Raw genomic sequence first — 25,944 nt, forward strand, 5'->3', positions numbered from 1 at the left:
CGTCTGCGCTATGCTCGCGGGGACCGGACGGATGAGGGAGCGGCCCAGCCGAGACGCGGATGCCGATAGAAGATCACCCCCGACGCTTCGAGCTTGCCAACGAGCTCCACGCGCGGCCATTTCCAAAGCTCACCGCCCCGGCGATGGTGCATTTCGTCGCCATCAAGCAGCCCGAGGATGCCGCCGCGCGCGATCGCGGCGAGGATCGGGCGCATCTTCTGGCCCTGCTGGACCGGCACGGCGCGGCCCATCCCGCCCCGGGCGCGACGCATCATTCCTGCCGCATCGGGCGGCACCGGCTGAAGTGGGAACAGCACACCGAATTCGTCACCTACACCGCCTTCGCCGAGGGGGTCTCGCCGCGGCCCTTCGATGCGGCCGAGACCGAGGTTTTCCCCGAGGAATGGCTGGCCGGCGCGCCCGGCGTGCGGATGACATCGGCGATGATCCGGGTCGAGCCGCGCCCCGCGCCGGACCGGATCGAGGCGCTGGTGGCGGAGTGGTTCGTGGCCGAGAGCGTGGCGGTGTCGTCGGTTCTCGATGACACGGCGGTGATCGCGGGGGATTTTCGCATCGATGCGGGCGGGCATCTGCGCTTTGCGGTCTTCTCCGAACCCGAGGCCAATGCGCGGCGCGTCGGCCGGATCGTCCAGCGGCTCTGCGAGGTGGAGACCTACAAGACGATGTCGATGCTGGGCCTTGCGCGGGCGCGGGAGATGTCGGCCCAGATGGGCGCGCTCGACACGCGCCTCACCCAGCTCATGGACCGGATGACGTCGCAGGACGGCGCGGCGGAAGAGACCCTGCGCCAGCTGCTGGCGATCTCGGCTGAACTGGAATCGCTTTCCGCCCGTGCGGCCTTCCGTTTCGGCGCGACCGGGGCTTATGAGGCGCTGGTGCTGGAGCGGATCAAGGTGCTGCGCGAGGTGCGCTTCGACGGGCGGCAGACCTTCGCGGAGTTCATGCTGCGCCGGTTCGATCCGGCGATGCGCACCGTCAAGAGCACCGAGGCGCGGCTTGGGGCGCTTGCCAACCGGGCGATCCGGGCGGCGGAGCTGTTGCGCACACGGGTCGATGTGGAACGTTCGGCCCAGAACCAGGCGCTCCTGGCAAGCATGGACCGCCGGGCGGATCTGCAACTGCGCCTTCAGAAGACGGTCGAGGGGCTCTCCGTCGTGGCGATCAGCTACTACGCGGTCTCGCTCGCGGGCTATCTGCTCTATCCGGTCGCCGGGTGGCTGGGGATGAGCAAGGGGCTTTTGATCGCGCTGGTCACGCCGCCTGTTGTGCTGGCCGTCCTGCTGATGATCCGGCGGATCCGCGAGAAAATGGAGTGACCCCATCGACCAGCCGGCCGGCGATGAGCCCGCCTGCGGCGATGGAGAGGATCGCGAGGATCGCGGCAACGGAGAGGGTCGGGACGCCCGAGAGACCCGCGCCGAGCGTGCAGCCGCCGGCGAGTACGCCGCCCAGGCCCATGAAGAGCCCTCCCAGCAGGTAACGTCCGGTCTGCGCCGGGGTCTCGAAGCTTTCCCAGGTGAATTCGCGAAAAGCGAGGGCCGAGACGAGTGCGCCCGCCAGCGTTCCGCCAATGAGGCCGGTGCCGAAGCCTGCGGGGATCGAGGTGCTGGCCACGGTCCAGAAGAGTGTTTCGGCGTGGGGCAGGGTGAATGACAGGCTCTCCATCGCGATGGGATCGAAGTCGTCATAGAGCAGAAAGCCGGTGCCGACCCAGCCGAGCGGGACCAGCGCTCCGATGAGCGCTGCCATGATGAGCGAACCGGTGCGATTGCCCGAACGCAGGCCCACGACGAGCGCGCCAGCGGCGAGGACAGCGGCCCAAAGGAGCGCGCCGCCGGGCAAGGCGGCGAGCGAGACGGCCTCGCCGAGCGGGAGGGTGACGGAGCCGAGCGCAGTGCGCAGGGGGGCAAGCACGCCTTTGAGCGCGGCGTGGGCGGTCACGGCGAAGACGATCACCACGGTAAGCGCGCGCAGGTTGCCGCCCGCCGTCAGGACGGTCAGCCGCGAGATGCAGCCGCGCGTGAGCACCATGCCCGCGCCGAACAGGAGCCCGCCGATGACGATGGCAATCGCGGGCAGGTCCGCCGCCATGAAGCGGTGATCGTCGAACGAGATGAGCCCGGCGGCGACGGCGCCTTGCGTGCCGATCACGGACACGGCCAGCGCGGTCAGCCAGACGCCGAGCGCTTGGCGGCGGTCACCGCCCACAAGGCCGCGGCGAAAGCAAAACCGCGTGCGCGCGGCGAGAAACCCGAAGGTGAGGCCAAGGATCGCGGCGAACCAGACCGCCGCTTGTGGCGCGGTGAGGGACTCGAAACCAAAGGATTCGAACATGGCAAGACTCCACCCGTCGTGACAGCATGATGCGTGATCGCGGTGACATGCCGCCGGATCGCGCCCGGATCAAGGGAAAAGCGCCTGCCGCTGGGGCAAGGTCGGGGAACGGTGTTCCGCTTGCGGCAGAGATGCGCCGAACAGGGTCCGGACGCTCGGCGCGCGGCCCGTGACGCTGTCATGTGAGAGCGGCGCAGCGGGCAACGATGGTCTTATTTGACTACGTCTCGGCGATGCCTCGGTCAGACCCGGGTCCACCACGGGATTTCCGAGAGCGGCAGGGAATTGTCCGCCGGGCGCGCGGTGCCGAGCACGCTTGGCGGATCGGCAAAGAACCGGGCGAGGCGGGCGCGCGTCTGACCGCCGGGGCGCAGACCGAAGACCCGCGCGGCGGTGCGGCCCATGACGTCGGGACGCGCGGCGGCGGGCAGGAGACTCTCGATCAGCGCGGGATACTCGGCCCCGGTCAGAGCGGTGGCGGGCATGTGCCAGTCGCTGCCATACATGATGTGATCCTCAAGGCCCGGTGTGTCGCGCAGGAGGCGGCGGAGGAGTTCTCGATGCCCGTCGATCATGCCGGGGGCGAAGAATTCGTTGATCTCGGAAAGGTCGATATAGAGATCGGGGTGGCGGCGTGTTGCCTCGGCGGCGATCTCAAGCCAGCGGGAGGGGCGCAATTCCACCTGATCCGGCCCGCGGCGGAGATGATCGAAGGCGTTGGCGAGATGGCTCAGGATGACCTTGAGCGGCGCGCCGGGGTGGGCGGTGTCCGCCGCCTCCTTGGCCGCGATCCATGCGCCGGGCGCGTTGGTCCAGTCCTCTTCGGCCCGGGTCTCAAACGCCCCGGTCCCGCGCGCGGCATAGGTCCACTCGCCAAGCGCCGGGTCGCCCATCTCGCCCGTGGGGGCAAGCTGCCGGGCGCCGTGGCCCTCGGGCTGGGCGCCTTGCATGCAGCGGCGGTTGGCCGAGAGCCCGTCGCTGTTGTGGGTCAGCACCGGCACGTCGCGCGATTTGCAGAAGGCGAAGAGCTCATCCATGTAGCCGTCATAGGCGTCGAACTGGGCGTAGAGGTCCCGGTCGCTTTCCCGAATGCGTTGGCGCGGCGTGTTGAGACAGCCCCAGCGGAGGTTGTCATGCGGTGAAAACCCCGAGGACGGATGCAGCTTCACGCCCACGAAGCCCAAATGGTCGATGGCGCGTTTGAGCCAGAACATCTGGCTCGGACGGGTCGGATCATCAGGCGAACGGCCGAAGAGTTCGCGATCCTCGTATTCGCGTTCCGGGGTGAAGGAGGCCAGCGGCAGGAAGCGGCCCCGCGTGGCGAGCGCAAGGTCACTGTAGAAGGCGATCTGGCGCATGTAATCGGCGATCTTGGGCCCTTCGTAAAGATCGACGATCGAGGGCAGGAAGATGTCGATATCGGGGAAAAGCGTCATCATCCGCGCCGCGTTGCGGATGCGGGTGGAGAAAAATCCGGTGATCTGGCGCTCGGCGCTGGCCCGGAAGATGCCCGGCTGGGTGTTGCCCGCGAAGAAACAGAAATCCCGGTTGGACTGGCGCGCGGGTTTGCGGCCGCCTTCGGGCGTCAGGTCGAGCGGTTTGTTGAGCTCGACCCGCAGGTATTCGCGCTCGCGCTGGATGCCCCATGTGCCCACGCCGAGAATCGAGGCGATGGCTTCGGTCAGGGCGACGGCGATGTTTTCGACGGCGGGGGCTGCGTCCTCTTCGAGGTTGAAGATGCGCCGGGCGACGAAGGGGCCTTCGGAGGCGTCGCGCATGTTCAGCAGGTGGCAGTGCATGTCGATGCGGATCGGGCCCTCGGGGATGGGCGGCTCGCAGATCAGCGCGTCCTGATAGGTGAAGGGCGCGCAGCCCGAGAGCGCCAGACCGCCCGCCATGAAGCCGCGCCTTGTGACTGTCATATCCCGCTCCCGCTCGGCCCGCTTTGGGGCGAGCCTAGCACGGATCGGGCGATCTTGTCGCGGGGCGCGCTTGGGCCTAGGGGACGCGCGTGCGGCGGCGCGGGTCGAGGGCCTCGGTGAGCCCGTCGGCGAGGAGGGTGACGCCCAGCACCGTCGCGGTGATGGCGCCGCCGGGCCAGAGGGCGCGGCCGGGGTTGGTCTGGAGGTGATCGATGGCCTCCAGCAGGAGCCGCCCCCAGGTGGGGAAATCGGGCGGAAAGCCGAGCCCGAGGAAGGACAGCGCGCTTTCGGTCAGGATCGCCTGGGCGAGGCAGATCGCGGCGGAGACGAGGATCGGCGAGAGCGCGTTGGGCAGGATGTGGCGCGCCACGAGCCGGGCGGGCGGTACCCCGAGTGCACGGGCGGCGCGGGTGAACTCCAGCGCCTGCAGCCGCAGCACCTCGCCGCGCAACAGGCGCGCGATCTGCATCCAGGAGGTGAGGCCGATGGCGGCGACCATGAGCAGGAACATGCCCCCTTCGGGCCCGGTCAGCGCGGCGAGCGGCGCGCGAAAGAGCATCATCATCAGCAGCAGGAGCGGCAGGAGCGGCAGGGCAAGGCAGAGGTCGGTCAGGCGCATGAGCGGCGCGTCGAGCCAGCGCACCATGCCCGCCAGAAGGCCGACGCCGGTGCCGATCAGCAGCGCGAGCCCGGTCGCCGAGAGCCCCACCGCGAGCGAGACGCGCGCCCCCGCCATGAGCCGGGCCAGCAGGTCGCGCCCGAGCTGGTCGGTGCCGAGCGGGTGGGCGGGCGAGGCGCCGAGGTTGCGCGCGGTGAGGTCGATATGCGCCGGATCCTGCCCCCAAAGGAGCGGGCCGAAGAGCGCGCCGAGCAGCAGGGCCGCGAGGAGCGCACCGCCGGTGGCCACACCGCGCGCGGCGAGCAGACGGCGCAGCGCGCGCGCGCGCCCGGGCGCGGCCGGAAGGGCGCGGGGCTCAGCCACGGCCATGATGCCGGTCAACCCCGGCCTTGATGCGCGGATCGAGCAGCCCGTAGGCGAGATCGGCCAGCAGGTTGGCCGCAACGATCAGCAGCGCGAAGATCACGGTCAGCGTCTGGACCATGGGCAGGTCATTGGCCTGAATCGCGGTGATGAGCAGTTGGCCGAGCCCGTTCACGCGAAAGACCTGTTCGGTGATGATCGCGCCCGCGAAGACCTGCGGCGCGCCGAGGGCGAGCACCGTGACTACCGGCAGCATCGCGCCGCGCAGCGCATGGCCGAGGACCACCGCGCGCTCCGAAAGCCCCTTGGCGCGGGCGGTGCGGATGTGACCCTCCTGCAGCGCGTCGCGCATGGCGGCGCGCATGAAGCGGCTGATCTGGGCGGCGTTGTAGAGCGCGATGACGCTCACCGGCAGGACCATCTGGCGCAGTTGCTGCCCGAGGGTGTCGAGCGAGGTGACGCGCAGGGTGGTGTCGTAGATCGAGGGGAACCAGCCGAGCCCGACGGAGAAGACGACGATCAGGAGCACCCCGGTGAAGAATGTGGGCAGCGAGAATCCGAGCGTGGCGAGCAGCGTCGCGATCCGGTCGAACCGGGAGTGGGGCCGGGCGGCGGCATAGATGCCTGCGGGCAGGGCGATGAGCACGCCGATGAGATAGCCCAGCCCCACGACCCAGAGCGTCTGGGGCAGCCGCTCGATGACCGTGTCCATCACCGGGGCGCGGGTCTGCCAGGAGATCACGCGCGCGCTCTCGCCGGCGAGGCCGGTGCCGAGGAGGCGATCCATCAGGTGGAGCGGCTCGATGACGAAGAATTGCCAAAGCCAGTGGCCGAACTGGGTGAGCATCGGCGCGTCGAGCCCGAGCGCCTCGCGCATCGCCGCGCGCACGTCGGGAGGAATGGTCAGCGGCATCTGCGCCATCGGATCGCCCGGGGCGGCGTCGAGCAGGGCGAAGATCACGAAGCTGATCAAAAGGACCGTCGGCAAGGTCACCGCGATCCGGCGCAGGGCGCGGCCCGGCATCAGCGCGGCCCCGGGCGAGAGGCGCCGCGGCTCACGGATCGATGCGATACCAGTCGGCCGCGTTCCACAGCTCGCTGTCCCAACTGTTGAGCACCACGCCGCCGAGCGTTGCGGCATGGGCCGAGACCCGGCCGCGATCAACCAGCGGGATCGTCACGTGGCTGTCGCGGGTGACCATGTCGTTGAGCGCGCGCGCGATGCGGCCGCGCGCCTCCAGATCGCCGGTCGTCTTGAGCTCCTCGATGAGCGCGTCATAGGCCGGATCGCAAAACCGCGGCACGTTCATCCCCTGCCACTGGGTCTCGGGGCGGGGGGCATTGGCGCAGGTGAGCTGGGCGAGATAGGCCTGCGGGTCCGTCCCGTCGAAGCTGTTGGCGTACATCTGCACATCGGCATAGAATTTCTGGACCGTGTCCGGGCTGCCCGGATCGCCGCCGAAGAAGACCGAGGGCGCGATGTTGCGCAGCTCGGTCTCGACGCCGATCTCCGCCCACCACTGCTTGATCACCGCCTGGAAATCCTGCCGCACCGCGTTGGTCGCGGTCTGGAACAGCAGCTTGAGGCGGATGCCGTCGCGCTCGCGCACCCCGTCGCCATCGCTGTCGATCCAGCCCGCACGCTCCAGCCGCGCCTTGGCGCCGGGGATGTCCTGGGTCAGGCAGGCGGTGTTGTCGGAGGCGTAGATCGCCGGGGCTGGGATCAGGTTGCAGGTCGGCCGGCCAGCGATCCCGAAGCCGATTTCCGCCAGCAACGCGCGGTCAATCGCCATGGAGAGCGCGGCGCGCACCTCCGGATCGCTCAGGATCGGGTGCGGCTCGGCGGCCGTGGAGCGGATCGAGCCGGGCAGATCCGGCGCGGGGTTGGTCAGGTTCAGCTCAAGCCGCTCGACCATGGCGCCAAAGGCGGTGACCGTTCGGCCCGTGCCGCCCGTCGCCATGCGCGCGAGCACGTCAGGCGCGAGCAGCAGGTTCCACCCATAGTCGAACTCGCCCGTCTCCAACACCGCGCGCGCCGCCGAGGCCGCATCGCCCCCGCCCTTGAAGGTCAGCGTCGCGAAGGCCGGTTTGGCCGGATCGCGATAGGCCGGGTTGGCCTCCATGGTGATGACGTCATTGGTGCGAAACTCGGTCACGCGGAAGGGGCCGGTCCCGATCGGTGCGAAGTTGGCTTCGGTGCATTGCGGCGCCGCGGCGCCGATGCAATCGGCGAATTGGGCTTGCTGCAGGATGGGCGAGAGGGCGCCCATGAAGGCAGTGTAGGGGTAGGGGGTCGGCTGGTCGAACGCGACCGTCACGGTCAGATCGTCCACCACGACAACCTCGCGCACCCCGTCGAATTTGGCGCGCTGGGCGCAGCCGGTTTGCGGATCCATGCAGTAATCGGCAGTGAACTTGACATCCCGCGCGGTCAGCGGCGTGCCATCGGACCAGGTCAGCCCCTCGCGCAGCACCCATGTGATCGCGGTCAGATCCTCGGCCACCCCGCCATTGGCAACGGTGGGGATCTCGCGCGCAAGATAGGGCACCAGCGCGCCGGTCTCGTCGAACCGCCCCAGCGGCTCCAGCACGAGCGAAGCGGCCTCGGTCTCTTTCGAGCCCCCGGAAAGGTAGGGGTTCAGCGTCGAGGGCGCCTGCCAGTAGATGATGTTGAGATGCCCGTCAGAGCCTCGCTCGGCCCAGACTTCGGGCGCGGCGCCGACACTCGTCATGGCGCCGAGAATTGCGCCGAACAGCGCATTGCGTGTCGTCATGCGTAAAAGCCCCCTGTTACGCAGGCGTCATACCCGTCGGTCCATTCAACTTCAGATAGCACCCCCACTGCGCAAAGCAACAATAAGAAGGCCTAAGTGTCCCTTATGGAAACAGAGTTTTTCTAAAATGCAACCAATCTCAACGTCGACAGTGAGCGGTCTTTGACGCTGCGACAACGCGCAGCTCGGCCCCGGCCCCTGCCTCGGCTGCGTGCGGCAGCGCAATCGGTGGCCCCTCTGGTGCCACTTTCTCGCGAGGATCGCGCAAGCCATCTCGCGGTCGCGCGCGGAAGCGGGTAGAAGCTGGTCTGAACGCGCGCCGCGCCTCGGCAGAAGGATCTGAGCGCGCGCAAGGAAAGGATCGACCATGCCCGTGAAAAACCGTTTCGCCGAACTGCACACCGAGATCGCCGCATGGCGGCAGGACCTGCACGCCCATCCCGAGATCATGTTCGACACCCATCGCACCGCGGCGCTCGTCGCCGAGCGGCTGCGCGCCTTTGGCTGTGACGAGGTGGTCACCGGGCTCGGGCGGACCGGGGTTGTCGGCGTGATCAAGGGGCGCGAGACCGGATCGGGCAAGGTCGTGGGGCTCCGGGCGGACATGGACGCGCTGCCGATCCACGAGCAGACCGGGGTCGACTACGCCTCCAAGACCGATGGCGCGATGCATGCCTGCGGCCATGACGGGCATACGGCGATGTTGCTGGGCGCGGCGAAATACCTCGCCGAGACGCGCAATTTCGACGGCACGCTCGTGGTGATCTTCCAACCCGCCGAAGAGGGCGGCGGCGGCGGGCGCGAGATGTGCGAAGACGGGTTGATGGAGCGCTTCGGCATCCAGGAAGTCTACGGCATGCACAACTGGCCCGGCGCGCCCGTCGGGGCCTTCGGCATTCGCGCGGGCGCGTTTTTCGCCTCCACGGACGAGTTCGACGTCCGCTTCACCGGGCGCGGCGGCCATGCGGCCAAGCCGCACGAGGTCATCGACACCACGCTGATGGCGGCGCAGGCGGTCGTGACGCTGCAATCCATCGTCAGCCGCAATGCCGATCCGGTGGAGAAGATCGTGGTCTCCGTCACCTCGTTCGAGACCGATAGCAAGGCGCACAACGTCATCCCGCAGTCGGTGCAACTGCGCGGCACGGTGCGGACCATGAGCGACGAGAGCCGGGAACTGGCCGAGCGGCGGATCGGCGAGATATGTCGCGGGGTCGCCGCGACCTTTGGCGGCGAGGTCGATATCACCTACCGCCAGGGCTATCCGGTCATGGTCAACCACGAGGCCCAGACCGCGTTCGCCGCGGAGATGGCGCGGCGGGTCTCGGGCGACTGCGCCGAGTTTCAGCCCTTCATGGGCGGCGAGGATTTCGCCTACATGCTCGAAGAGCGGCCCGGGGCCTATATCCTGGTCGGCAATGGCGACAGCGCGCCGGTTCACCATCCGGAATACAACTTCGACGACGCGCTGATCCCGGTGGGCTGTTCGTGGTGGGCCGAGATCGCCGAGCAACGCATGCCGATCGGGGGCTGAGGCGCATGGCGGATGTGGTCAATGTCGCCTGTATCAAATGGGGGACGCTCTTCGGGCCGGAATATGTCAACCGGCTCTATTCGGGTGTGCGGCGCAATATCGGGCGCGATGTGCGGTTCTGTTGCATGACTGAACACACCGAGGGGCTGCACCCGGACGTGGAGATCCTGCCGCTGCCGGTCGAGCCCTTCGCCGAGCCGATGGCGGCGGCGCTGGCGGTTGCCAACCGGCAAGGCGCGATGCGCAAGGTTTCGCTCTTTCGGCGCGGGCTTGTCCCGGAGCTTCAGGGCGGGTTTCTCGGGTTTGACCTCGACGTGGTGATCACCGGCAGCCTCGATGAGCTGGTCGATTTCGCGCCGGGCAAGGTGGCGATGCGCCACGATTGGATCGAAAAGCGCAAGGGGCGGCCCACCGGACACGGCTCGGTCTTCAAGTTCGATCCTGAGTTGCAGCCCTATCTCTATGACGATCTGGCGGCCAAGCCCTACGAAGAGGTGGAGATCGCACGGGGCTCAGAGCAGAGATACACCTCGCACAAGGCGATGGAAAACGGAGATTTCGCTTACATACCAGGAGATTGGGTCGTGTCTTTCAAGCACGATTGCCTCGATCTTCCGCCGCTCAACTATATCCGCGCGCCGAAACTTCCCGAAGCGGCCAAGGTCGTCTGCTTTCACGGGCGGCCGAAGATGACCGAAGCGGTGGAGGGGTATCACGGCTCCTGGCTCAGGTGGTCGCGCAAGTGCGACTGGCTGGAGGAGCACTGGATCACGCGGGCGCGCGAGGATCTGGGGGCGGAATGGGCCTGATGCGCTGAGAGGGGGCGCTGCCCCCGTCCGCCGGGGGCGGACTCCCCCGGAGTATTTTGTAAGAGAAGAAGGTTAGGGTCTTCTGGCAGACGGGGTCAGCCGGAGATGTAGGGGCCTTTGGGGCGATAGAACGATTTTTGGTTGTGCAGGCGGCCAAGGAGCTCATTGGCGGATTTGGCGTCGATCCGCGGCTCATCGCTGGCGTTGGCGGCAGCGAAGCGCAGGGCGTTTTCGATGAGGTCCATGTCGTTCGGGGTCAGGTCGAACTTGAGGTTGTACTTGGGCATGGGGCGATCTCCGGGGTGGCGTGATAGTCGTGGCTTATCGACTGATAGCTGTGAGTGATCATAGCGCAATGTGTGGGCGTGGCAAGAGGTGCGGCGGCGCGGGATGCTTGTGTTCTTTGGATAGGACGGGCGGCGGGATCAGGTGTCGCGCTTGCCGGGTTTAAGCGCAGCGTGCCGATGAACCGATGCCGAGCGGTCGGGCGGGTGCCGGGCGAGGATGCGCGCTGGAAACGGGCGGGCGCGGACCCTAGGGTCAGGGGCTCGATAACGGCGATCAGGTTGCGAAAGGCAGGTTGCTTGTGCCGCTCGCGCCGGTTCCACGGAAGGGCGGGATATGGCCACCGATGGAAACCCACGCGCGAAATGCCGTTGAGGTGGCTTCGGCCTTGGCGTGGTGGGCGCTGTTGCGGCACTGATCGTCTCGGGCCGCGCCACCAAGGCGTTTGATCGGTTTAGCTCTGTGCCTTCGTTGCGTGATCCTGCCGGCGGCGGCGCCATCCGAGGCCGGCGAGGCCGGTCAGGAGGAGCAACCCGCCTGCGGGCAGGGGGACGACGGCAAGTGTCGAGGTGAGCGACGTGGCATCGTAGAGAGTGTCCGCTGCACCACGCCCTCCGCTGCGCGCGAAGATCACGGCGACGCTAGGGATTGTCTCGATATCTCTGAGCTGGATGAATATGTCCGGCTGGTCGAATTCCAAACTTGTCGCGCCGCGTGCCAAACCACCGAGCATGAGAGTCGAGCTGGTCACGCCCGGCCAATATAAGTAGCCCAGTCCGCCTATGAGGGTTTCCAGATCACCAGCGAGCGCGGACGCGGTCAGGGTGTTGACCTTCAGGCCCGTGGTCGTTTCGCCGATGGTTGTGGAGAAGTCGGCGGTCAGATCGACATTGAGATGGACGGTGCCCATCTGGCTGCTGTCGAACACGAGGTCGATGGTGTAGGTCGCGGCCTGGGCGCTGGAGACGTGGAACAACAGGGCGAAAAGAGACAGAAGGGGGCGCAGCATGGATGGCTCCTGAACGATCCAAAAAAAGTATTTTCGTGCGATTAAAGCCAATGATTGACGTAAGGGCAACACCGTAGGTGCTTCCGCCTCAGGAAATACCCCGAACGCGGCCAATCGTTTGGATTCCGCGCAAAGGTATCGTTTGAACCGGGAAAGTTCCCGCCCGCGTTCTCCAGTGTCGAGCAATGCCGAGCGCGGGTCGGAGCGCATTTGCTGGCGGGATCAGCCCGCGCGGCGGCGGTGCCAGCCGAGTCCGGCAAGGCCGGTCAGGAGGAGAAGCCCGCCTGCGGGGAGCGGCACCGGGGTGACGGCCGAGAGCGACCAGACGGCGTAGAGCCTATCAGTCTGGCCGGTTGTGTCGCCAATAATATTATAGACCGTTCCACCGATGGTGCTATCTCCGGCCGTCACTGTGTTGCTGTTGTAAGCAAGAACGATATGGACGGTTGGGATGGTAGGGTCGCTGTTCCGGGCATAGGGTGTGTAGATCTGTGCCGCGGAGACAGAGGTGATGCCGACGAGCGTGGTCGGATCGGTGTCAAAATTGCCCGGCGGTCCGTCAAGCAGAACCTGGTCCAGCAAAGCCTCCGACGCCGCTGTGCCATCCGCCGCGGTGGAAAAGGGGATGGTTGCGTCCGTGCAACCGCCGTAGAGCGAAGCGCAGGAGCCGTCAGCGAAGGTGACGTCATAGAGGGTGCCGCCGACATCGACGCCGGTGGCGCCGGTGAGTTTACCGCTCGAGACGATGAGAGTGGCGGCATGGCTTGCGCCAGCGCTCAGGCCGAGGGCGAGCGCCGCGGCGCCGATCAGTGTCTTGAAGGTCATTGGAGTCTTGTCCCTGTACAAAGATTTTCTTCGAAACCGGAGGCAAGTGAAACGGGCGCCTGTGAATGCATCCAGCGTTAAAAAATAGAGTGGTAATACTTTGTTAACGATGAGGTGACGCAGAGTCACCTCATTTCTACTCTTTGGAAAACCGGCAATTTCGTCGAGGCCGGAAATACTGGCCTGGCGCGGGGGGCGATTGTTTCGCGACCGGCAAACGCAAAACGGCGCGCCCCGGGGGAGGCGCGCCGTTTCAATTGGTCAGGGTCGGTCGCGGATCAGGCGGCGCTGAGGCCCGCGAGGTCGCGCAGCACGTAGTGCAGCACGCCGCCGTGTTCGATGTATTCCTTCTCGATCGCCGTATCGATCCGGCATTTGAGCTCGATGGTCTTCTCGGTGCCGTCGGCAAAGGTGATCGTGCAGGGCAGGATCGCCGCCGGGGTCACGCTGTCGAGCCCGTGGATCGAGACGGTTTCATCGCCGGTGAGCCCGAGCGATTTGCGAGTGTCGCCGCCGGTGAACTCGAAGGGGATGACGCCCATGCCGACGAGGTTGGAGCGGTGGATGCGCTCGAAGCTCTCGGCGATGACCGCCTTGACGCCCAGAAGCGCCGTGCCCTTGGCCGCCCAGTCGCGCGAGGAGCCCGCGCCGTATTGCTCGCCGCCGAAGATGACGAGGGGCGTGCCCGCGTCCTGATAGGCCATGGCGGCGTCATAGATCGAGCTCTGCGCCCCGTCGGGGCCCTTGGTGTAGCCGCCCTCGACCCCGTCGAGCATCTCGTTCTTGATGCGGATGTTGGCGAAAGTGCCGCGCATCATGACCTCGTGGTTGCCGCGGCGCGAGCCGTAGGAGTTGAACTCGCGCACCGGCACCTGACGCTCGGTGAGGTAGATCCCGGCCGGCGTGGTTTCCTTGAAGGAGCCGGCGGGCGAGATGTGGTCGGTTGTGATCATGTCGCCGAGGAGCGCGAGAACGCGGGCGCCCTCGATGTTCTCGATCGTGCCCGGCTCGCGGCCCATGCCCTGGAAGTAGGGCGGGTTCTGGACGTAGGTCGAGGTCGCGGGCCAGTCGTAGGTCTCCTGCTGCGGCACCTCGACGCCCTGCCATTTCTCGTCGCCCTTGAAGACGTCGGCGTATTTCTCCTGGAAGGCGGCGCGGGTCACGGTCTTCTCGACCAGATCGGCGACTTCCTGGGAGGTGGGCCAGATGTCCTTGAGGTAGACCGGGTTGCCGTCCTGGTCATTCCCGAGCGGGGCAGTGACGATATCGACGTTCATGTCGCCCACCAGCGCATAGGCCACAACGAGCGGCGGCGAGGCGAGGTAGTTGGCACGCACGTCCGGGCTGATCCGGCCTTCGAAGTTGCGGTTGCCCGAGAGCACCGAGGTGGCGATCAGGTCGTTGTCGTTGATGCATTTGGAGATTTCCGGCGCGAGGGGGCCGGAGTTGCCGATGCAGGTGGTGCAGCCGTAGCCGACGAGGTTGAAGCCGATGGCGTCGAGATCCTCCTGCAATTCCGCCGCTTCGAGATAGGCCGAGACCACCTGGGAGCCCGGGGCGAGAGAGGTCTTGACCCAGGGCTTGCGCGTGAGGCCCTTTTCGCGCGCCTTGCGGGCCACGAGGCCGGCGCCGATCATCACGTAGGGGTTCGACGTGTTGGTGCAGGAGGTGATCGAGGCGATCACGATCGAGCCGTCGTGCATCTGGTAGCGGCTGTCTTCGGTGGCCACGAAGCCGCGCTTGTGGTGGCCTTCGTCGCCGGGGATATCGGTCGGTTCCGGCGCGCCGCCTTCCCCTTCCCAGCGGACTTCGGCCGTCGGGTTGATGTCTTTGCCATCGCGGATGCCCTTGACGTAGTCGCCGAAGGTTTTCGCGGCGCGGTCGAGCGCGATGTAGTCCTGCGGGCGTTTGGGGCCGGAAATGGCGGGGACGATGGTGCCCATGTCGAGATGGAGCGTGTCGGTGTAGACCGGCGCGTAATCGGCGCCGCGCCAGAAGCCGTTCTCCTTGGCATAGGCTTCGACCAGCGCGATGCGGTCTTCGTCGCGGCCGGTGTTGCGCAGGTAGCGCAGGGTTTCATCGTCGATCGGGAAGAAGCCGCAGGTGGCGCCGTATTCGGGGGCCATATTGGCGATGGTCGCGCGGTCCGCGAGGGGCAGACGGTCGAGCCCTTCGCCGTAGAACTCCACGAACTTGCCGACCACGCCTTTGGCGCGCAGCATTTCAACGACCTTGAGCACGAGGTCGGTGCCGGTGGTGCCTTCAAGCATCGCGCCGGTGAGCTCAAAGCCCACGACTTCGGGGATCAGCATCGAGATCGGCTGGCCGAGCATGGCGGCTTCGGCTTCGATCCCGCCCACGCCCCAGCCGAGGACGGCCGCGCCATTGACCATGGTGGTGTGGCTGTCGGTGCCCACGAGCGTGTCGGGATAGGCCACGTTTTCACCGTTCTGGTCGGTGTCGGTCCAGACGGTCTGGGCGAGGTATTCGAGGTTCACCTGGTGGCAGATGCCGGTGCCCGGGGGCACAACGCGGAAGTTGTTGAACGCGGACTGGCCCCATTTGAGGAAGGTGTAGCGCTCCATGTTGCGCTCGTATTCGCGATCCACGTTCATCTGGAACGCGCGCGGGTTGCCGAATTCGTCGATCATGACCGAGTGGTCGATGACGAGGTCCACCGGATTGAGCGGGTTGATCTTCTGGGGGTCGCCGCCGAGGGCCTTGATCCCGTCGCGCATCGCCGCGAGGTCCACCACGGCCGGAACGCCGGTGAAGTCCTGCATCAGCACGCGGGCCGGGCGATAGGCGAGTTCACGGTCGCCTTTGCCGCCGTTGGCAGCCCAGTCGGAGAAGGCGCGGATGTCATCGGTGGTCACCGTCTTGCCATCCTCGAAGCGCAGCATGTTTTCCAGCACCACCTTCAACGCGGCGGGCAGGCGGGAGAAATCGCCAAGCCCGGCGGCTTCGGCGGCGGGGATGGAGTAATACGCGATTGTCGATCCGTTGACATCGAGCGTGCGGCGGGTTTTGGACGTATCCTGTCCGACGACAATGGGCATGCGAAGCTCCTTGGTGTTGACAACAACCTGGGTGGTCATGCGCTAGATGCATCAAGCGGGGGGCGCGATCAAGAGGGCGCGCGCATTTTTTGTATACCATTGCACACAATCGCGGCTCAACACGGGGTTTGGCCCGCGTGTGGCCAGCGATTGGGCGCTCTGCCGTTCTGCTCTCCATACCGTGAAGCGCGATATGTCCGATCATCGCGAACGGTTGATTGGCGTTTGCCGGGCCGGTGGGGTAGGCAAATGCGGTGACGAAGAAGGGGACGACCATGGGGCCGCGCAAATACGGGCGCATATCGGGGCTGGCGACGCTGCTGGCCGCGCTGCTGATCACGCTGCAGGCCGGGCGCCTCAGAGCCGAGGACTCTCCAGTGGTCGTGGAACTGTTCACATCGCAGGGCTGTTCGTCCTGCCCCTCGGCCGATGCGCTCATGCCGGAGCTTGCCGCGCGCGAGGACTTGATCGCGCTGTCGCTTCATGTGGATTATTGGGATTACCTAGGTTGGCCGGACCAGTTCGCCGGGCCGCAGTTCACCGCGCGTCAGAAACGCTATGCCAAGGCGATGGGCGAGCGGATGGTCTATACCCCGCAAATGGTCATCGGCGGGGCCGAGCATGTGGTCGGAAACCACGGCATGAAGGTCGCCAATGCCATCGCCCGCCAAAAGGCGATCTCGCACGGGGTCACGCTCAAGGCCCACCGTTCGGGCGGGATGCTGGAGTTGCAGGCTACGGCGCGGCGCCCCTTCAAGCGCCTGGCGCAGGTCATCGTGATGCCGTATTTGACGGAGGCGAGCGTTCAGATCGGGCGCGGTGAGAATGCGGGCCGGACTGTCCGGTATGTCAATATCGTCCGCGATATTCACGAGATCGGAAAATGGGACGGGCGCAACGCGTTGTCTTTGCGCGTGCCAGTGCCGGGGGAGTTGCCATTTGTGGTTGTGATCCAGGCGGGACATCACGGGCCGATCCTGGGGGCCGCGGAGCTGCGCTAGGCGGTGCGGCGGTTTGATGCCGGCGTTGCCAGCTTGCCTCCGGCGGGAGTATTTTTAAAGAGAAGAAGCAGGGGACGGTTTTTGCGTGCGATGCATTGGCGGAAGGCGGCACGCTTAGCCACGGGGCGCCAGCGCGACGCCGGAGGCGGCGCAACTCAATGGTGTAGCGCGTGGGCTTGCCCGCGCGCTTCCGCTTGACAAGAGCAGTGCATCAGGTCGATTGGCGCCGGGCTTTGCGGGCTTGGCGTTTTGGTTTCCAGCGGCGGTGGATCCAGAACCATTGTTCGGGGCTGCGTTCGATACGTTGCTCCAGCGCTTGGGTGAGTGTTCGGGTCATTGTGGTCGGATCGCCATGTGGTACCTGGGCGTCGATTTCCACGTCGAAGTTCAGGCCGTCCGTCTTTCTGTGGGCGAAGAACGGGATCAGGAGCGCGTCGGTTCGGAGCGCGATTTCGGCGGCGGAGGTCAGGGTCGGCGCGGGTTTCCCGAGGAAGTCCATTGGCACGCCCGCGCTGTCGTAGATGTCGAACAGCAGGATGCCCATGCCGCCCTGTTTGAGGTGTTTGACGAGTCCGAGCGTTCCGCGGCGCCCTTGGGGGAAAACCGGGCCCGACAGCCGTTCCATGTTGCGCTTGTAGTGCTCGTTGAAAAACGGGTTCGACATCGGGCGGTAGAGGCCGCCGATCTTGAAGCCGCGATTTACCAGAGCGGCGCGGGGGACTTCGAAATTCGCGAAGTGGCCGGTGACGAGCATGACCGGCCGGCCAGCGGCTTTGGCCTCTTCGAGTGCGGCGAGGCCCGGGCCGGTGATCTTTTGCGCGGCGGTGCGGGCGAGCAGGCCGGCCGTGTCGTAGTTCTCGATCATCGTGCGCCCGGCGTTGTCGGCCACTGCGTCGGCGATCTCGCGGCGGCGCGGTTTGGGCATGTCGGGGTAGACGTAGGCAAGGTTGGCCATGGCGCGTCGGCGATAACCCGCGAGGGGCGCGATCAGACGGCGCGTGATCCATCCCATCAGGGGCACGCGGCGCTCCCAGGGCAGGGCCAGCGCCAGCGCGATCAGCCCGCGCAGCAGTCGGTCGACGATCCAGTCTGTGATCCCGCCGGGCGCGGGTTTGGGTGTCTTGGTCTTTTCAGGCATTGGCGGGCCCCTTCGCCGGCCTCTTTAGTCCGTCGAGCCGGGGGAGGGCAACGGCCCACCCGCGCCCCGCCGCATCTTGCGCTGCATCGCCCGGCGGCGTAAGCGGGGCGCGCAATTTCATGCCAGGAAGCCAGATGCCCAGCGACACCCCCCAGCCCTCCTTCGTTCTTGTCCGTCCGCAGATGGGCGAGAATATCGGGGCTGCGGCGCGGGCGATGTGGAATTTCGGGCTCGACCGGATGCGCCTCGTGGCGCCGCGCGATGGCTGGCCCAACCCCAGGGCGGTGGCGATGGCAAGCGGCGCGGGCAGGCTTCTTGACGAAGCGCAGCTCTGTGAGACGACCGCGGAGGCGATTGGCGATGCGACCCTCGTACTGGCCACGACCGCGCGGCCCCGGGGCCTGACCAAGCCGGTCTATTCGCCCGAGCGCGCGATGCAGCTTGCCGCCGAGCGGATTTCGGTGGGCGAGCGTGTGGCCATCCTCTTCGGGCCCGAACGCGCAGGGCTTGAGAACGACGACATCGCGCGGGCCAACGGGATCATCAGCGTGCCCGTCAACCCCGAGTTCGCCTCGCTCAACCTCGCGCAATGCGTGCTGCTCCTCGGCTATGAGTGGCGCCGCGCGCGCGAAGAGATCAATCACGAGGTCACCGAACTGGCCGGCGCCGGTTGGGCCGAGGCGATCGAGATCGAGAAGCTGGGCGACCAATACGAAGAGCGGCTGGAGACGGCGGGGTTCTTCTTCCCCGAGACCAAGGCCCATGGCATGAAAACCAATCTGCGCAACCTCTGGAGCCGGATGCCGCTCACCCGGGCGGATGTCCAGATGCTGCACGGCGTCATGCGGCAGATGGTCCGCTGGAAAGAGCGCGGCGAGTGACTAGCTCTGTAGCGGGATCGATGGAGTAGCGAGATGAGCCAGAACAAATCGATTTTTGAAGAGGTCAGCGCCGGGCGCGCGGCCAAACCCACCCCGCAGGGCGGTATGATCGACGCCGGGCGCGGCGGCGCGCGGCGAGGCATCCGGCTCTGGCTCATGGCGCTTTTCGCGCTTGTCGTGGCGATGATCCTCGTCGGCGGGCTCACGCGATTGACCGACAGCGGGCTCTCGATCACCGAGTGGAAACCGGTTACGGGCGCGCTTCCGCCCATGAGCGCCGAGGCCTGGGAGACCGAGTTCGCCAAGTACCGCGAAATCCCCGAGTACCAGCTTCAGAACGCCGGGATGAGCCTCGCCGAGTTCAAGGCGATCTACTGGTGGGAATGGGGCCACCGCCAGCTCGGCCGCCTCGTGGGCCTTATCTGGGCGGTGGGCTTCGCGGGCTTCCTCATCGCGAAAAAGGTCCCGGCGGGCTGGACCAACCGGCTCTTGCTCATCGGCGCGCTTGGCGGGCTGCAAGGGGCGATCGGCTGGTGGATGGTCTCCTCGGGGCTCGAAGGCGAGCGGCTCGACGTCGCATCCTACCGCCTTGCCACGCACCTCGGCCTCGCGTTTGTTATCCTCGGCTACATCGCCTGGTACATCTTCCAACTGGGCCACCCCGAACGGGACCTGATGCAGCGCCGCCGCGGCCGCGAACGAAAACTCTGGGGCATGGGCACCGGGCTGCTGCATTTCGCCTTCCTCCAGATCCTCATCGGCGCGCTGGTGGCGGGCATCGACGCGGGCCGCAATTACATCGACTGGCCACTCATGGGCGGGACATTCCTGCCGCCGTTCCCCTTCGAGCTCGAGCCTCTGTGGCGCAACTTCTTCGAGAATGACGCCACCGTGCAGTTCATCCACCGGATGGTCGCCTACGCGCTCTTCCTCTTTGGCGTCGGCGCGTGGTTTGCCTCCCGCAAATCGGGCAACCGCGCGGTCCGCTTCGGCTTCAACCTGGTGCTCGCGCTGCTCTCGCTGCAAGTGCTCCTCGGCATCGTGACAGTGATGCACGGCTCGCCCTGGTCCATCGCGATCCTGCACCAGCTGGGCGCCGTCGCGCTCTGGGTCGCAATCCTGCGCGCCCGCTTCCTCGCCGGCTATCCGCCCGCGCAATCCATCCGGGGCTGATCCATGAGTTACGACGACCTTTTGACATTCGTCCGCGAAACCGAGGCCCTCGCACAGGTGTCGGGGCGGCTCGGCTGGGATCAGGAAACCATGATGCCCCGCGGGGCGGCGGATCAACGGGCCGAGGAGGTCGCGGCGCTCTCGCGCGTGCTGCACAAACGGCGGACCGACCCAAGGCTGGGTGACTGGCTCGCGGACATCGACGACGCGGCGCTCGACGCGACGGGCCAGGCGATACTGCGCCACCTGCGCCGGGACTACGCCCGCGCGCAGAGGCGCCCCGAAGACCTCGCAACCGCGCTCGCCCGCCTCACGAGCCGGGCCCAAGGCATCTGGGCCGAGGCGCGCGCCGCGGATGATTTCGCCGCCTTCGCGCCAACGCTGGCCGAGGTCGTCCGGCTCAAACGCGAAGAGGGCGCGGCGCTCGCGGGTGGCGGCGATCCCTACGACGCGCTGCTGGAAGACTACGAGCCCGGCGCGACCGGGGCCGAGCTCGATGCGATGTTCGGCGCGCTGCGCCCGCGTCTCGTGGCGCTCCGCGCCGCGATCCTTGAAAAGCCGCAACCGGCCGGCGTCTCGGGTACTTTCGACGAGACAACGCAACTCACGATGGCGCGTAAAATCGCGGAGGTCTTCGGCTACGATTTCACGCGCGGGCGCATCGACAAGGCTGTCCACCCGTTCTCCTCAGGCTCCGGCGCGGACGTCCGCATCACAACCCGCACCGACCCGAACGATCCCTTCAATTGCCTCTACTCGACGATCCACGAGGTCGGCCACGCCGCCTACGAGCAGGGCATCAACCCGGGCTATGCGTTGACACCGCTCGGGCAGGGCGTTTCGATGGGCGTCCACGAAAGCCAAAGCCGGATCTACGAAAACCAGATCGGCCGTTCCCGCGCCTTCACAGGCTGGCTCTTCGAGGAACTCAAGTCCGCGCACGGCGACATCGGCGTTGCCGATCCCGACGCCTTCTACGCTGCAGTCAACCGGGTGCAAAACGGCCACATCCGAACTGAAGCGGACGAGCTGCAATACAACCTGCACGTCCTGCTGCGCTTCGACCTCGAACGCGCGCTGATTTCGGGAGACCTCGACGTGGCCGACCTGGAAGCCGCTTGGAACGACCGGTTCGAAACGGACTTTGGATTTGCCGTCACTACAGCGTCTCAGGGCGTGCTTCAGGACGTGCACTGGTCCCTCGGCCTCTTCGGCTACTTCCCCACCTACACGCTCGGCAACGTCTACGCAGGCTGCCTCCACACCGCTCTGCGCAACGCGATCCCGACCCTCGACAGCGCCCTCGCCAAAGGCGACGCCAGCCCTGCAACAACATGGCTCCGCGAGAACCTGCAACAACACGGCGGTCTGCGCCCCCCAAGCGAAACCATCACCGAGGCCTGTGGCACGGCCCCAAGCGAAGAGCCGCTACTGAGCTATCTGGAAGGCAAGTTCAAAGCGCTCTACGATCTCTGATCATACGGAGCAGGGGCGTGCGCCCCTGCACGACAATGAGAAGTCGGGGAAGTGTCCCCGACTTCGATTGGCGCCCTCATCTTCTTCTCTTCGAAAAATACTCCGGGGGAGTCCGCCTTTGGCGGACGGGGGCGGAGCCCCCTTATGCCTCGGCCTCCCCGGCGCTCGCGTCATCTTCGTCCTGTTCGGCGATCCATGCGACCGAAACAACCGTCTCGCCCTTTGCCGTGTTGAACACCCGCACGCCGCCTGCACTGCGCGAGCGGAAGGAGATCCCATCCACCGGCACGCGGATCGATTGTCCGGTCGAGGTCGCCAGCATGATCTGATCGCCCAAGTCCACCGGGAAAGAGGCCACCAGAGGCCCGCCGCGCATGGCCTTGTCCATCGCCATCACGCCTTGACCGCCGCGTCCGCGCACCGGATAATCGTGGCTCGACGACAGTTTGCCAGTCCCCTCCGACGTTATCGTGAGGATCAGGTTTTCGGCCGCCGACATCTCGGCGTATTTCTCCGGGCTGATCCGGGCATCGGCGTTGCCTTCCTCGTCAGAGGCCTCGCCGTCCTCCTCGATCTGCCCGGCCACGGCCCGGCGCATCTTGAGATAGGCGGCGCGCTCATCGGGGCTCGCCTCATAGTGCCGGATGACCGACATCGAGACGACCTCGTCCGTGCCCCCAAGCCGGATCCCGCGCACCCCAACCGAGGCCCGCGAGTTGAAGACCCGTACCTCGGTGCTCGGGAACCGGATCGCCCGGCCGGAATTGGTGACCAACATCACGTCATCGTCGTCTGAACAGATCCGCGCGTTGATGAGCCGCATCCCGGCGTTTTCATCCTCGAACTTCATCGCGATCTTGCCGTTCGACTTCACATTGGTGAAATCGGACAGCCGATTGCGCCGAACCGTCCCGGCGGAGGTGGCAAAAACGATCTGCAGATCGTCCCACTCTGTCTCGGGCCGGTCCACCGGCATGATCGCCGCGATCGAAACCCCTTGCGGAATCGGCAGGATGTTGACGATCGCCTTGCCCTTCGACTGGCGGCTCCCGAGCGGAAGGCGCCAGGTCTTGAGCTTGTAAACCATCCCATCTGTGGTGAAGAACAGAAGCTGCGTGTGGGTATTGGCGACGAACAGCGTCGTGACCGCGTCGTCTTCTTTCAGGCTCCCGCCCGACAGCCCCTTGCCGCCGCGCTTCTGGGCGCGGAAATCGGCCAGCGCGGTGCGCTTGATATAGCCGCCCGCCGTGACCGTGACGACCATGTCTTCGCGCTCGATGAGGTCCTCGTCCTCCATGTCGCCAGACCAGTCGATGATCTCGGTCCGGCGCGGCACGGCAAATTGCTCGCGCACCTCGCGCAGCTCATCGGCAATGATCCCCATGATCCGCTCGCGCGAGGCGAGAATTTCAAGGTATTCCTTGATCTTGGCCGCCAACTCTTCAAGCTCGTCGGTGACCTCCTTGACCCCGATCTGGGTCAGGCGCTGCAGTCGCAGCTCAAGGATGGCGCGGGCCTGCGTTTCCGACAGGTTGTAGGTCCCGTCCTCGTTCATCTTGTGGGTCGGATCGTCGATCAGACGGATGTAGCCGGCGATCTCGGTTGCGGGCCAACGCCGCTCCATGAGTTTCGCGCGCGCCTCCGCCGCATCGGCGGATGCCCGGATCGTCGCCACCACCTCATCGACGTTGGAGACCGCGACGGCCAGACCGCAGAGGATATGGCTCCGCTCGCGTGCCTTGCGCAGCAGGTAGGCCGTGCGCCGCGCGACCACGTCTTCGCGGAAATCTATGAAGGATGTCAGGAACTTGCGCAGGGTGAGCTGCTCCGGCCGTCCGCCGTTCAGGGCCAGCATGTTGCAGCCGAAAGAGGTCTGCATCGGCGTGAAGCGGAAGAGCTGGTTCAGAACCACCTCCGCCGTCGCATCGCGCTTCAGCTCCACCACGACCCGGACGCCATGCCGGTCGGATTCGTCCTGCACATGAGCGATGCCTTCGATCTTCTTTTCGCGTACCTGCTCGGCGATCTTCTCGATCATCGCGGCCTTGTTGACCTGATAGGGAATCTCATCGAGAACAATGGCATAGCGATCCTTGCGGATCTCCTCGACCCGGGTCTTGGCGCGGATGATCACCGAGCCGCGCCCTTCGAGATAGGCCTTCCGCGCGCCCGACCGGCCGAGCATGAGCGCGCCGGTGGGGAAGTCGGGGCCGGGCACATACTCGATGAGCTGCTCGGACGTTAGGTCCGGGTTCTCGATCAGTGCCAGTGTTGCGTCAACAACTTCGCCGAGGTTATGCGGCGGAATGTTGGTCGCCATGCCGACCGCGATCCCGCCCGCGCCGTTGACGAGCATGTTGGGAAACCGCGCGGGAAGGACCGTGGGCTCTCGATCCTTGCCGTCGTAATTGTCCTGAAAATCAACAGTGTCCTTGTCGATGTCCGACAGCAGATAAGCCGCGGGCTTGTCCATCCGCACCTCGGTGTAGCGCATGGCGGCGGCGTTATCACCATCCATTGAGCCGAAGTTGCCTTGCCCGTCGAGCAGCGGCAGCGACATTGAGAAATCCTGCGCCATCCGCACCAGCGCGTCATAAATCGCGCTGTCGCCATGCGGGTGGTATTTCCCCATCACGTCGCCAACCGGCCGGGCCGATTTGCGGTAGGGCTTGTCGTGGGCGTTATTCGTCTCGTGCATCGCGTAGAGGATGCGCCGGTGCACAGGTTTTAGGCCGTCGCGCAGATCGGGTATTGCGCGGCTGACGATCACGCTCATGGCGTAGTCGAGGTAGGAGCTGCGCATCTCCTCGGTTATCGAGATCGTCGGACCGTCATAGGCAGGCCGCGCGATTTCCGGATTTTCGTCTTCGTTTTCAGGGGTTTCCGGAGTGTCGTTCACCTTGGCCGCCTTTGTTCTGCTGCGATCTATATATTGTTGTCCACTGGTATATCAGAGGGCATATGCTGGGTGCAATGCTCCTCTCGGCGGTGTGTTGGCAGCCATCGGCGATGCCTGCCAACACATTGTTTTCATTGAAAAGTAAGTTTCGATGGGCATCGTTATGGGGCCGGGCGAAGACCGGCGGCAAAGTGAGGAAAGACGATGGAGCCAAGAGAGACCGAACTCATGCTCAAAGGCTACGGGCTGACCACGGCGGAATTTTTCTACCGAATGCCCGACTATACCCATGTTTTGAATGTGTTTTTGTGGCAGGACTACGATCTTGCGCCCGACCATCCCAAACTCTTCAAGTTCATCGAATTTTGGCAGGACGAGATCGAGGGACCGCTGCATTCGGTGCGCTTTGCCCATCGCAAGATGCTCTCCTCGGGCGAATGGCGCAACGTCGTGGGTGAATTCCACTACCATTGAGGCCGGGCGGGGCATCCCGTTTTTGCGCGCGCGAACAGAGGGTTGCGCGCCGTGGGGAAGGCTTCGCGTTCGAACCTTGCATGCTCCGAAGGGGCGCCCGCACGGCAGCGCGCCGCGCGCTGATACGTCTTGGGCCTTGCAGGTCTGCCGTTGGATGGTTAGTTTTATGCTAACTCGAAAATGGAGGGCGCAACCATGGCGCCCAGGCGTTCCCAAAGTGCGGGCGCGCTCCCCAGACAGGTTGAGAGCCCCGCACTGGTCTCATCCGATCCGGCGCCGCTCTATGCGGCGCTCGATCTTGGCACGAACAGTTGCCGCATGCTGATCGCCCAGCCGCAGGGGGAGCAGTTCAAAGTCGTGGACAGCTTTTCGAAATCGGTCCAGCTTGGGGCCGGCCTCGAAAGCAGCGGCCGGCTCTCTCGTCAATCTATGAATCGCACGATCCAGGCGCTCCGCGTCTGCAAGCAGAAGCTGCGGCGGCACGATGTGGGCTCGATGCGGCTGGTGGCGACGGAGGCCTGCCGTCGGGCGCGCAACGGGGCGCGATTCTTGCGCGAGGTGCATCGAGAGACCGGGCTGCGGCTGGAGATCATCCCACCGGCCGAGGAAGCGCGGCTCGCGGTGATCTCCTGTGCTCCGCTCGTCGGGCGGCGGACGGAACAGCTTCTGGTGGTCGATATCGGCGGCGGCTCGACCGAGCTAGTCTGGATCGACCTCACCGGCGTCGCGCCCGAGGAACGGCCCGGCGCCATCATGGCCATGGAGGCGGGGCTCAATCGCAAGACCGCCGCCAGCGGCGCCCGGGTTGTCGACTGGATCAGCGTGCCGCTCGGGGTGGCGACGCTGCGCGATCAATTCAGCGATGTGGATGACGACGCGGCGCGTTTCGCGCTCATGAGCTGGTATTTCGAGGAGAACCTCTCCGAATTCGCCCCCTACGACCGGGAGCAGGCGCGTGAAGGGTTCCAGATCATCGGCACATCCGGCACCGTGACCACCGTCGCGGCAAGCCACCTGGGCCTGCGCCGCTATGACCGGACGCGGGTGGATGGACTGCGCATGACCTCCGATCAGATCGACAAGGTGATCCGCGATTACCTCGCGCTCGGGCCAGAGGGGCGCCGCCGCGATCCGCGGATCGGGCAGGACCGTCAGGCGCTGATCATGTCCGGCGCGGCCATTTTGCAGGCGATGATGCGTTGCTGGCCCACCGACCGGCTTTCGGTTGCAGACCGTGGGCTGCGCGAGGGGCTGCTCTATGCCCAGATGGCCAGAGACGGTGTCTGGGGCGGCGCACGCTGAGCGTGACCTGTCGGCCTGTGTCGAACTGTTCGGCATCTGTCAAACT

At 66.0% G+C, this 25,944-nt stretch carries 20 protein-coding genes; 9 read left to right on the forward strand and 11 right to left on the reverse strand.

All coding sequences use genetic code 11. The features are described 5' to 3' along the window. Positions 1–59: 59 nt before the first annotated feature. On the forward strand, positions 60–1,337 hold the full coding sequence (locus BM353_RS01085; RefSeq protein WP_092075749.1) for a DUF3422 family protein: 1,278 nt from the start codon (positions 60–62) through the stop codon (positions 1,335–1,337). Here the strand turns inward: BM353_RS01085 and BM353_RS01090 are convergent. From BM353_RS01090 to BM353_RS01110, 5 genes are all read right to left on the reverse strand, one after another. Continuing rightward, on the reverse strand, positions 1,273–2,355 hold the full coding sequence (locus BM353_RS01090) for a YeeE/YedE family protein (protein ID WP_092075751.1): 1,083 nt from the start codon (positions 2,353–2,355) through the stop codon (positions 1,273–1,275). The genes BM353_RS01085 and BM353_RS01090 overlap by 65 nt on opposite strands. A 242-nt stretch (positions 2,356–2,597) precedes the next feature. Further along, positions 2,598–4,277 (reverse strand): amidohydrolase family protein, encoded by a 1,680-nt coding sequence (locus tag BM353_RS01095; RefSeq protein WP_092075753.1) that lies wholly within the window; start codon positions 4,275–4,277, stop codon positions 2,598–2,600. A 76-nt stretch (positions 4,278–4,353) separates the two neighbouring features. Continuing rightward, on the reverse strand, positions 4,354–5,265 hold the full coding sequence (locus tag BM353_RS01100) for an ABC transporter permease (protein ID WP_092075755.1): 912 nt from the start codon (positions 5,263–5,265) through the stop codon (positions 4,354–4,356). Next, positions 5,252–6,283, reverse strand: coding sequence for an ABC transporter permease (locus BM353_RS01105; protein ID WP_092075757.1), 1,032 nt, complete (start codon positions 6,281–6,283; stop codon positions 5,252–5,254). The genes BM353_RS01100 and BM353_RS01105 overlap by 14 nt, the downstream gene beginning before the upstream one ends. Positions 6,284–6,314: 31 nt before the next feature. Next, complete coding sequence (locus BM353_RS01110) at positions 6,315–8,033, reverse strand: peptide ABC transporter substrate-binding protein (RefSeq protein ID WP_092075759.1); 1,719 nt, start codon at positions 8,031–8,033, stop codon at positions 6,315–6,317. Between the two features lie 367 nt (positions 8,034–8,400). On the opposite strand from BM353_RS01110, the gene BM353_RS01115 reads away from it, so the two are divergent. Together BM353_RS01115 and BM353_RS01120 are read left to right on the forward strand one after the other, a co-directional pair. Beyond that, entirely contained in the window at positions 8,401–9,567 is a 1,167-nt protein-coding gene (locus tag BM353_RS01115; RefSeq protein ID WP_092075760.1) for a M20 aminoacylase family protein, read from the forward strand. 5 nt (positions 9,568–9,572) lie between these two features. Beyond that, a complete protein-coding gene (locus BM353_RS01120; RefSeq protein WP_092075762.1) occupies positions 9,573–10,376 on the forward strand; it encodes a glycosyl transferase in 804 nt (267 codons plus the stop codon). A gap of 95 nt (positions 10,377–10,471) precedes the next feature. Here the strand turns inward: BM353_RS01120 and BM353_RS01125 are convergent, their stop codons facing one another. The 4 genes from BM353_RS01125 to acnA all read right to left on the reverse strand — a co-directional run bounded on the left by BM353_RS01125 (position 10,472) and on the right by acnA (position 15,554). Beyond that, the gene (locus BM353_RS01125; RefSeq protein ID WP_092075763.1) at positions 10,472–10,663 is read right to left on the reverse strand and encodes a hypothetical protein; all 192 of its coding nucleotides are present in this window, start codon (positions 10,661–10,663) and stop codon (positions 10,472–10,474) included. A 452-nt stretch (positions 10,664–11,115) separates the two neighbouring features. Next, positions 11,116–11,670 (reverse strand): VPLPA-CTERM sorting domain-containing protein, encoded by a 555-nt coding sequence (locus tag BM353_RS01130; protein ID WP_177220416.1) that lies wholly within the window; start codon positions 11,668–11,670, stop codon positions 11,116–11,118. Between the two features lie 222 nt (positions 11,671–11,892). Continuing rightward, a complete protein-coding gene (locus tag BM353_RS01135) occupies positions 11,893–12,495 on the reverse strand; it encodes a VPLPA-CTERM sorting domain-containing protein (RefSeq protein WP_092075767.1) in 603 nt (200 codons plus the stop codon). 278 nt (positions 12,496–12,773) lie between these two features. Next, positions 12,774–15,554 (reverse strand): aconitate hydratase AcnA, encoded by a 2,781-nt coding sequence (gene acnA / locus BM353_RS01140; RefSeq protein ID WP_092076442.1) that lies wholly within the window; start codon positions 15,552–15,554, stop codon positions 12,774–12,776. A 275-nt stretch (positions 15,555–15,829) separates the two neighbouring features. Here acnA and BM353_RS01145 point away from each other — a divergent pair, with 275 nt between their 5' ends. After that, positions 15,830–16,555, forward strand: coding sequence for a DUF1223 domain-containing protein (locus BM353_RS01145; RefSeq protein ID WP_177220417.1), 726 nt, complete (start codon positions 15,830–15,832; stop codon positions 16,553–16,555). A gap of 211 nt (positions 16,556–16,766) precedes the next feature. Here the strand turns inward: BM353_RS01145 and BM353_RS01150 are convergent, their stop codons facing one another. Next, complete coding sequence (locus tag BM353_RS01150) at positions 16,767–17,693, reverse strand: lysophospholipid acyltransferase family protein (protein ID WP_092075769.1); 927 nt, start codon at positions 17,691–17,693, stop codon at positions 16,767–16,769. Positions 17,694–17,827: 134 nt separating this feature from the next. Here BM353_RS01150 and BM353_RS01155 point away from each other — a divergent pair, with 134 nt between their 5' ends. Genes BM353_RS01155 through BM353_RS01165 form a run of 3 tightly spaced genes read left to right on the forward strand, consistent with a single transcriptional unit; the run spans position 17,828 to position 21,223 of the window. Continuing rightward, positions 17,828–18,574 (forward strand): RNA methyltransferase, encoded by a 747-nt coding sequence (locus BM353_RS01155; protein ID WP_092075771.1) that lies wholly within the window; start codon positions 17,828–17,830, stop codon positions 18,572–18,574. A gap of 33 nt (positions 18,575–18,607) precedes the next feature. Beyond that, positions 18,608–19,747: a heme A synthase gene (gene ctaA / locus BM353_RS01160; protein WP_092075773.1), complete on the forward strand. Its 1,140-nt coding sequence runs from the start codon at positions 18,608–18,610 to the stop codon at positions 19,745–19,747. Between the two features lie 3 nt (positions 19,748–19,750). Next, positions 19,751–21,223, forward strand: a complete 1,473-nt coding sequence (locus BM353_RS01165) for a carboxypeptidase M32 (RefSeq protein ID WP_092075775.1) — start codon at positions 19,751–19,753, stop codon at positions 21,221–21,223. Between the two features lie 142 nt (positions 21,224–21,365). Here BM353_RS01165 and gyrA read toward each other — a convergent pair whose 3' ends face one another. Next, on the reverse strand, positions 21,366–24,122 hold the full coding sequence (gene gyrA, locus BM353_RS01170; protein WP_092075777.1) for a DNA gyrase subunit A: 2,757 nt from the start codon (positions 24,120–24,122) through the stop codon (positions 21,366–21,368). Between the two features lie 204 nt (positions 24,123–24,326). On the opposite strand from gyrA, the gene BM353_RS01175 reads away from it, so the two are divergent. Both BM353_RS01175 and BM353_RS01180 read left to right on the forward strand, forming a co-directional pair. Next, complete coding sequence (locus tag BM353_RS01175) at positions 24,327–24,596, forward strand: usg protein (protein WP_092075779.1); 270 nt, start codon at positions 24,327–24,329, stop codon at positions 24,594–24,596. A 195-nt stretch (positions 24,597–24,791) separates the two neighbouring features. Next, positions 24,792–25,898 carry a Ppx/GppA phosphatase family protein gene (locus BM353_RS01180; RefSeq protein ID WP_092076446.1) on the forward strand — a complete coding sequence of 369 codons (1,107 nt, stop codon included), beginning with the start codon at positions 24,792–24,794 and terminating at the stop codon, positions 25,896–25,898. Positions 25,899–25,944 lie beyond the last annotated feature (46 nt).

This window comes from Poseidonocella sedimentorum, assembly GCF_900116005.1.
In the GTDB taxonomy this organism is placed as follows: domain Bacteria; phylum Pseudomonadota; class Alphaproteobacteria; order Rhodobacterales; family Rhodobacteraceae; genus Poseidonocella; species Poseidonocella sedimentorum.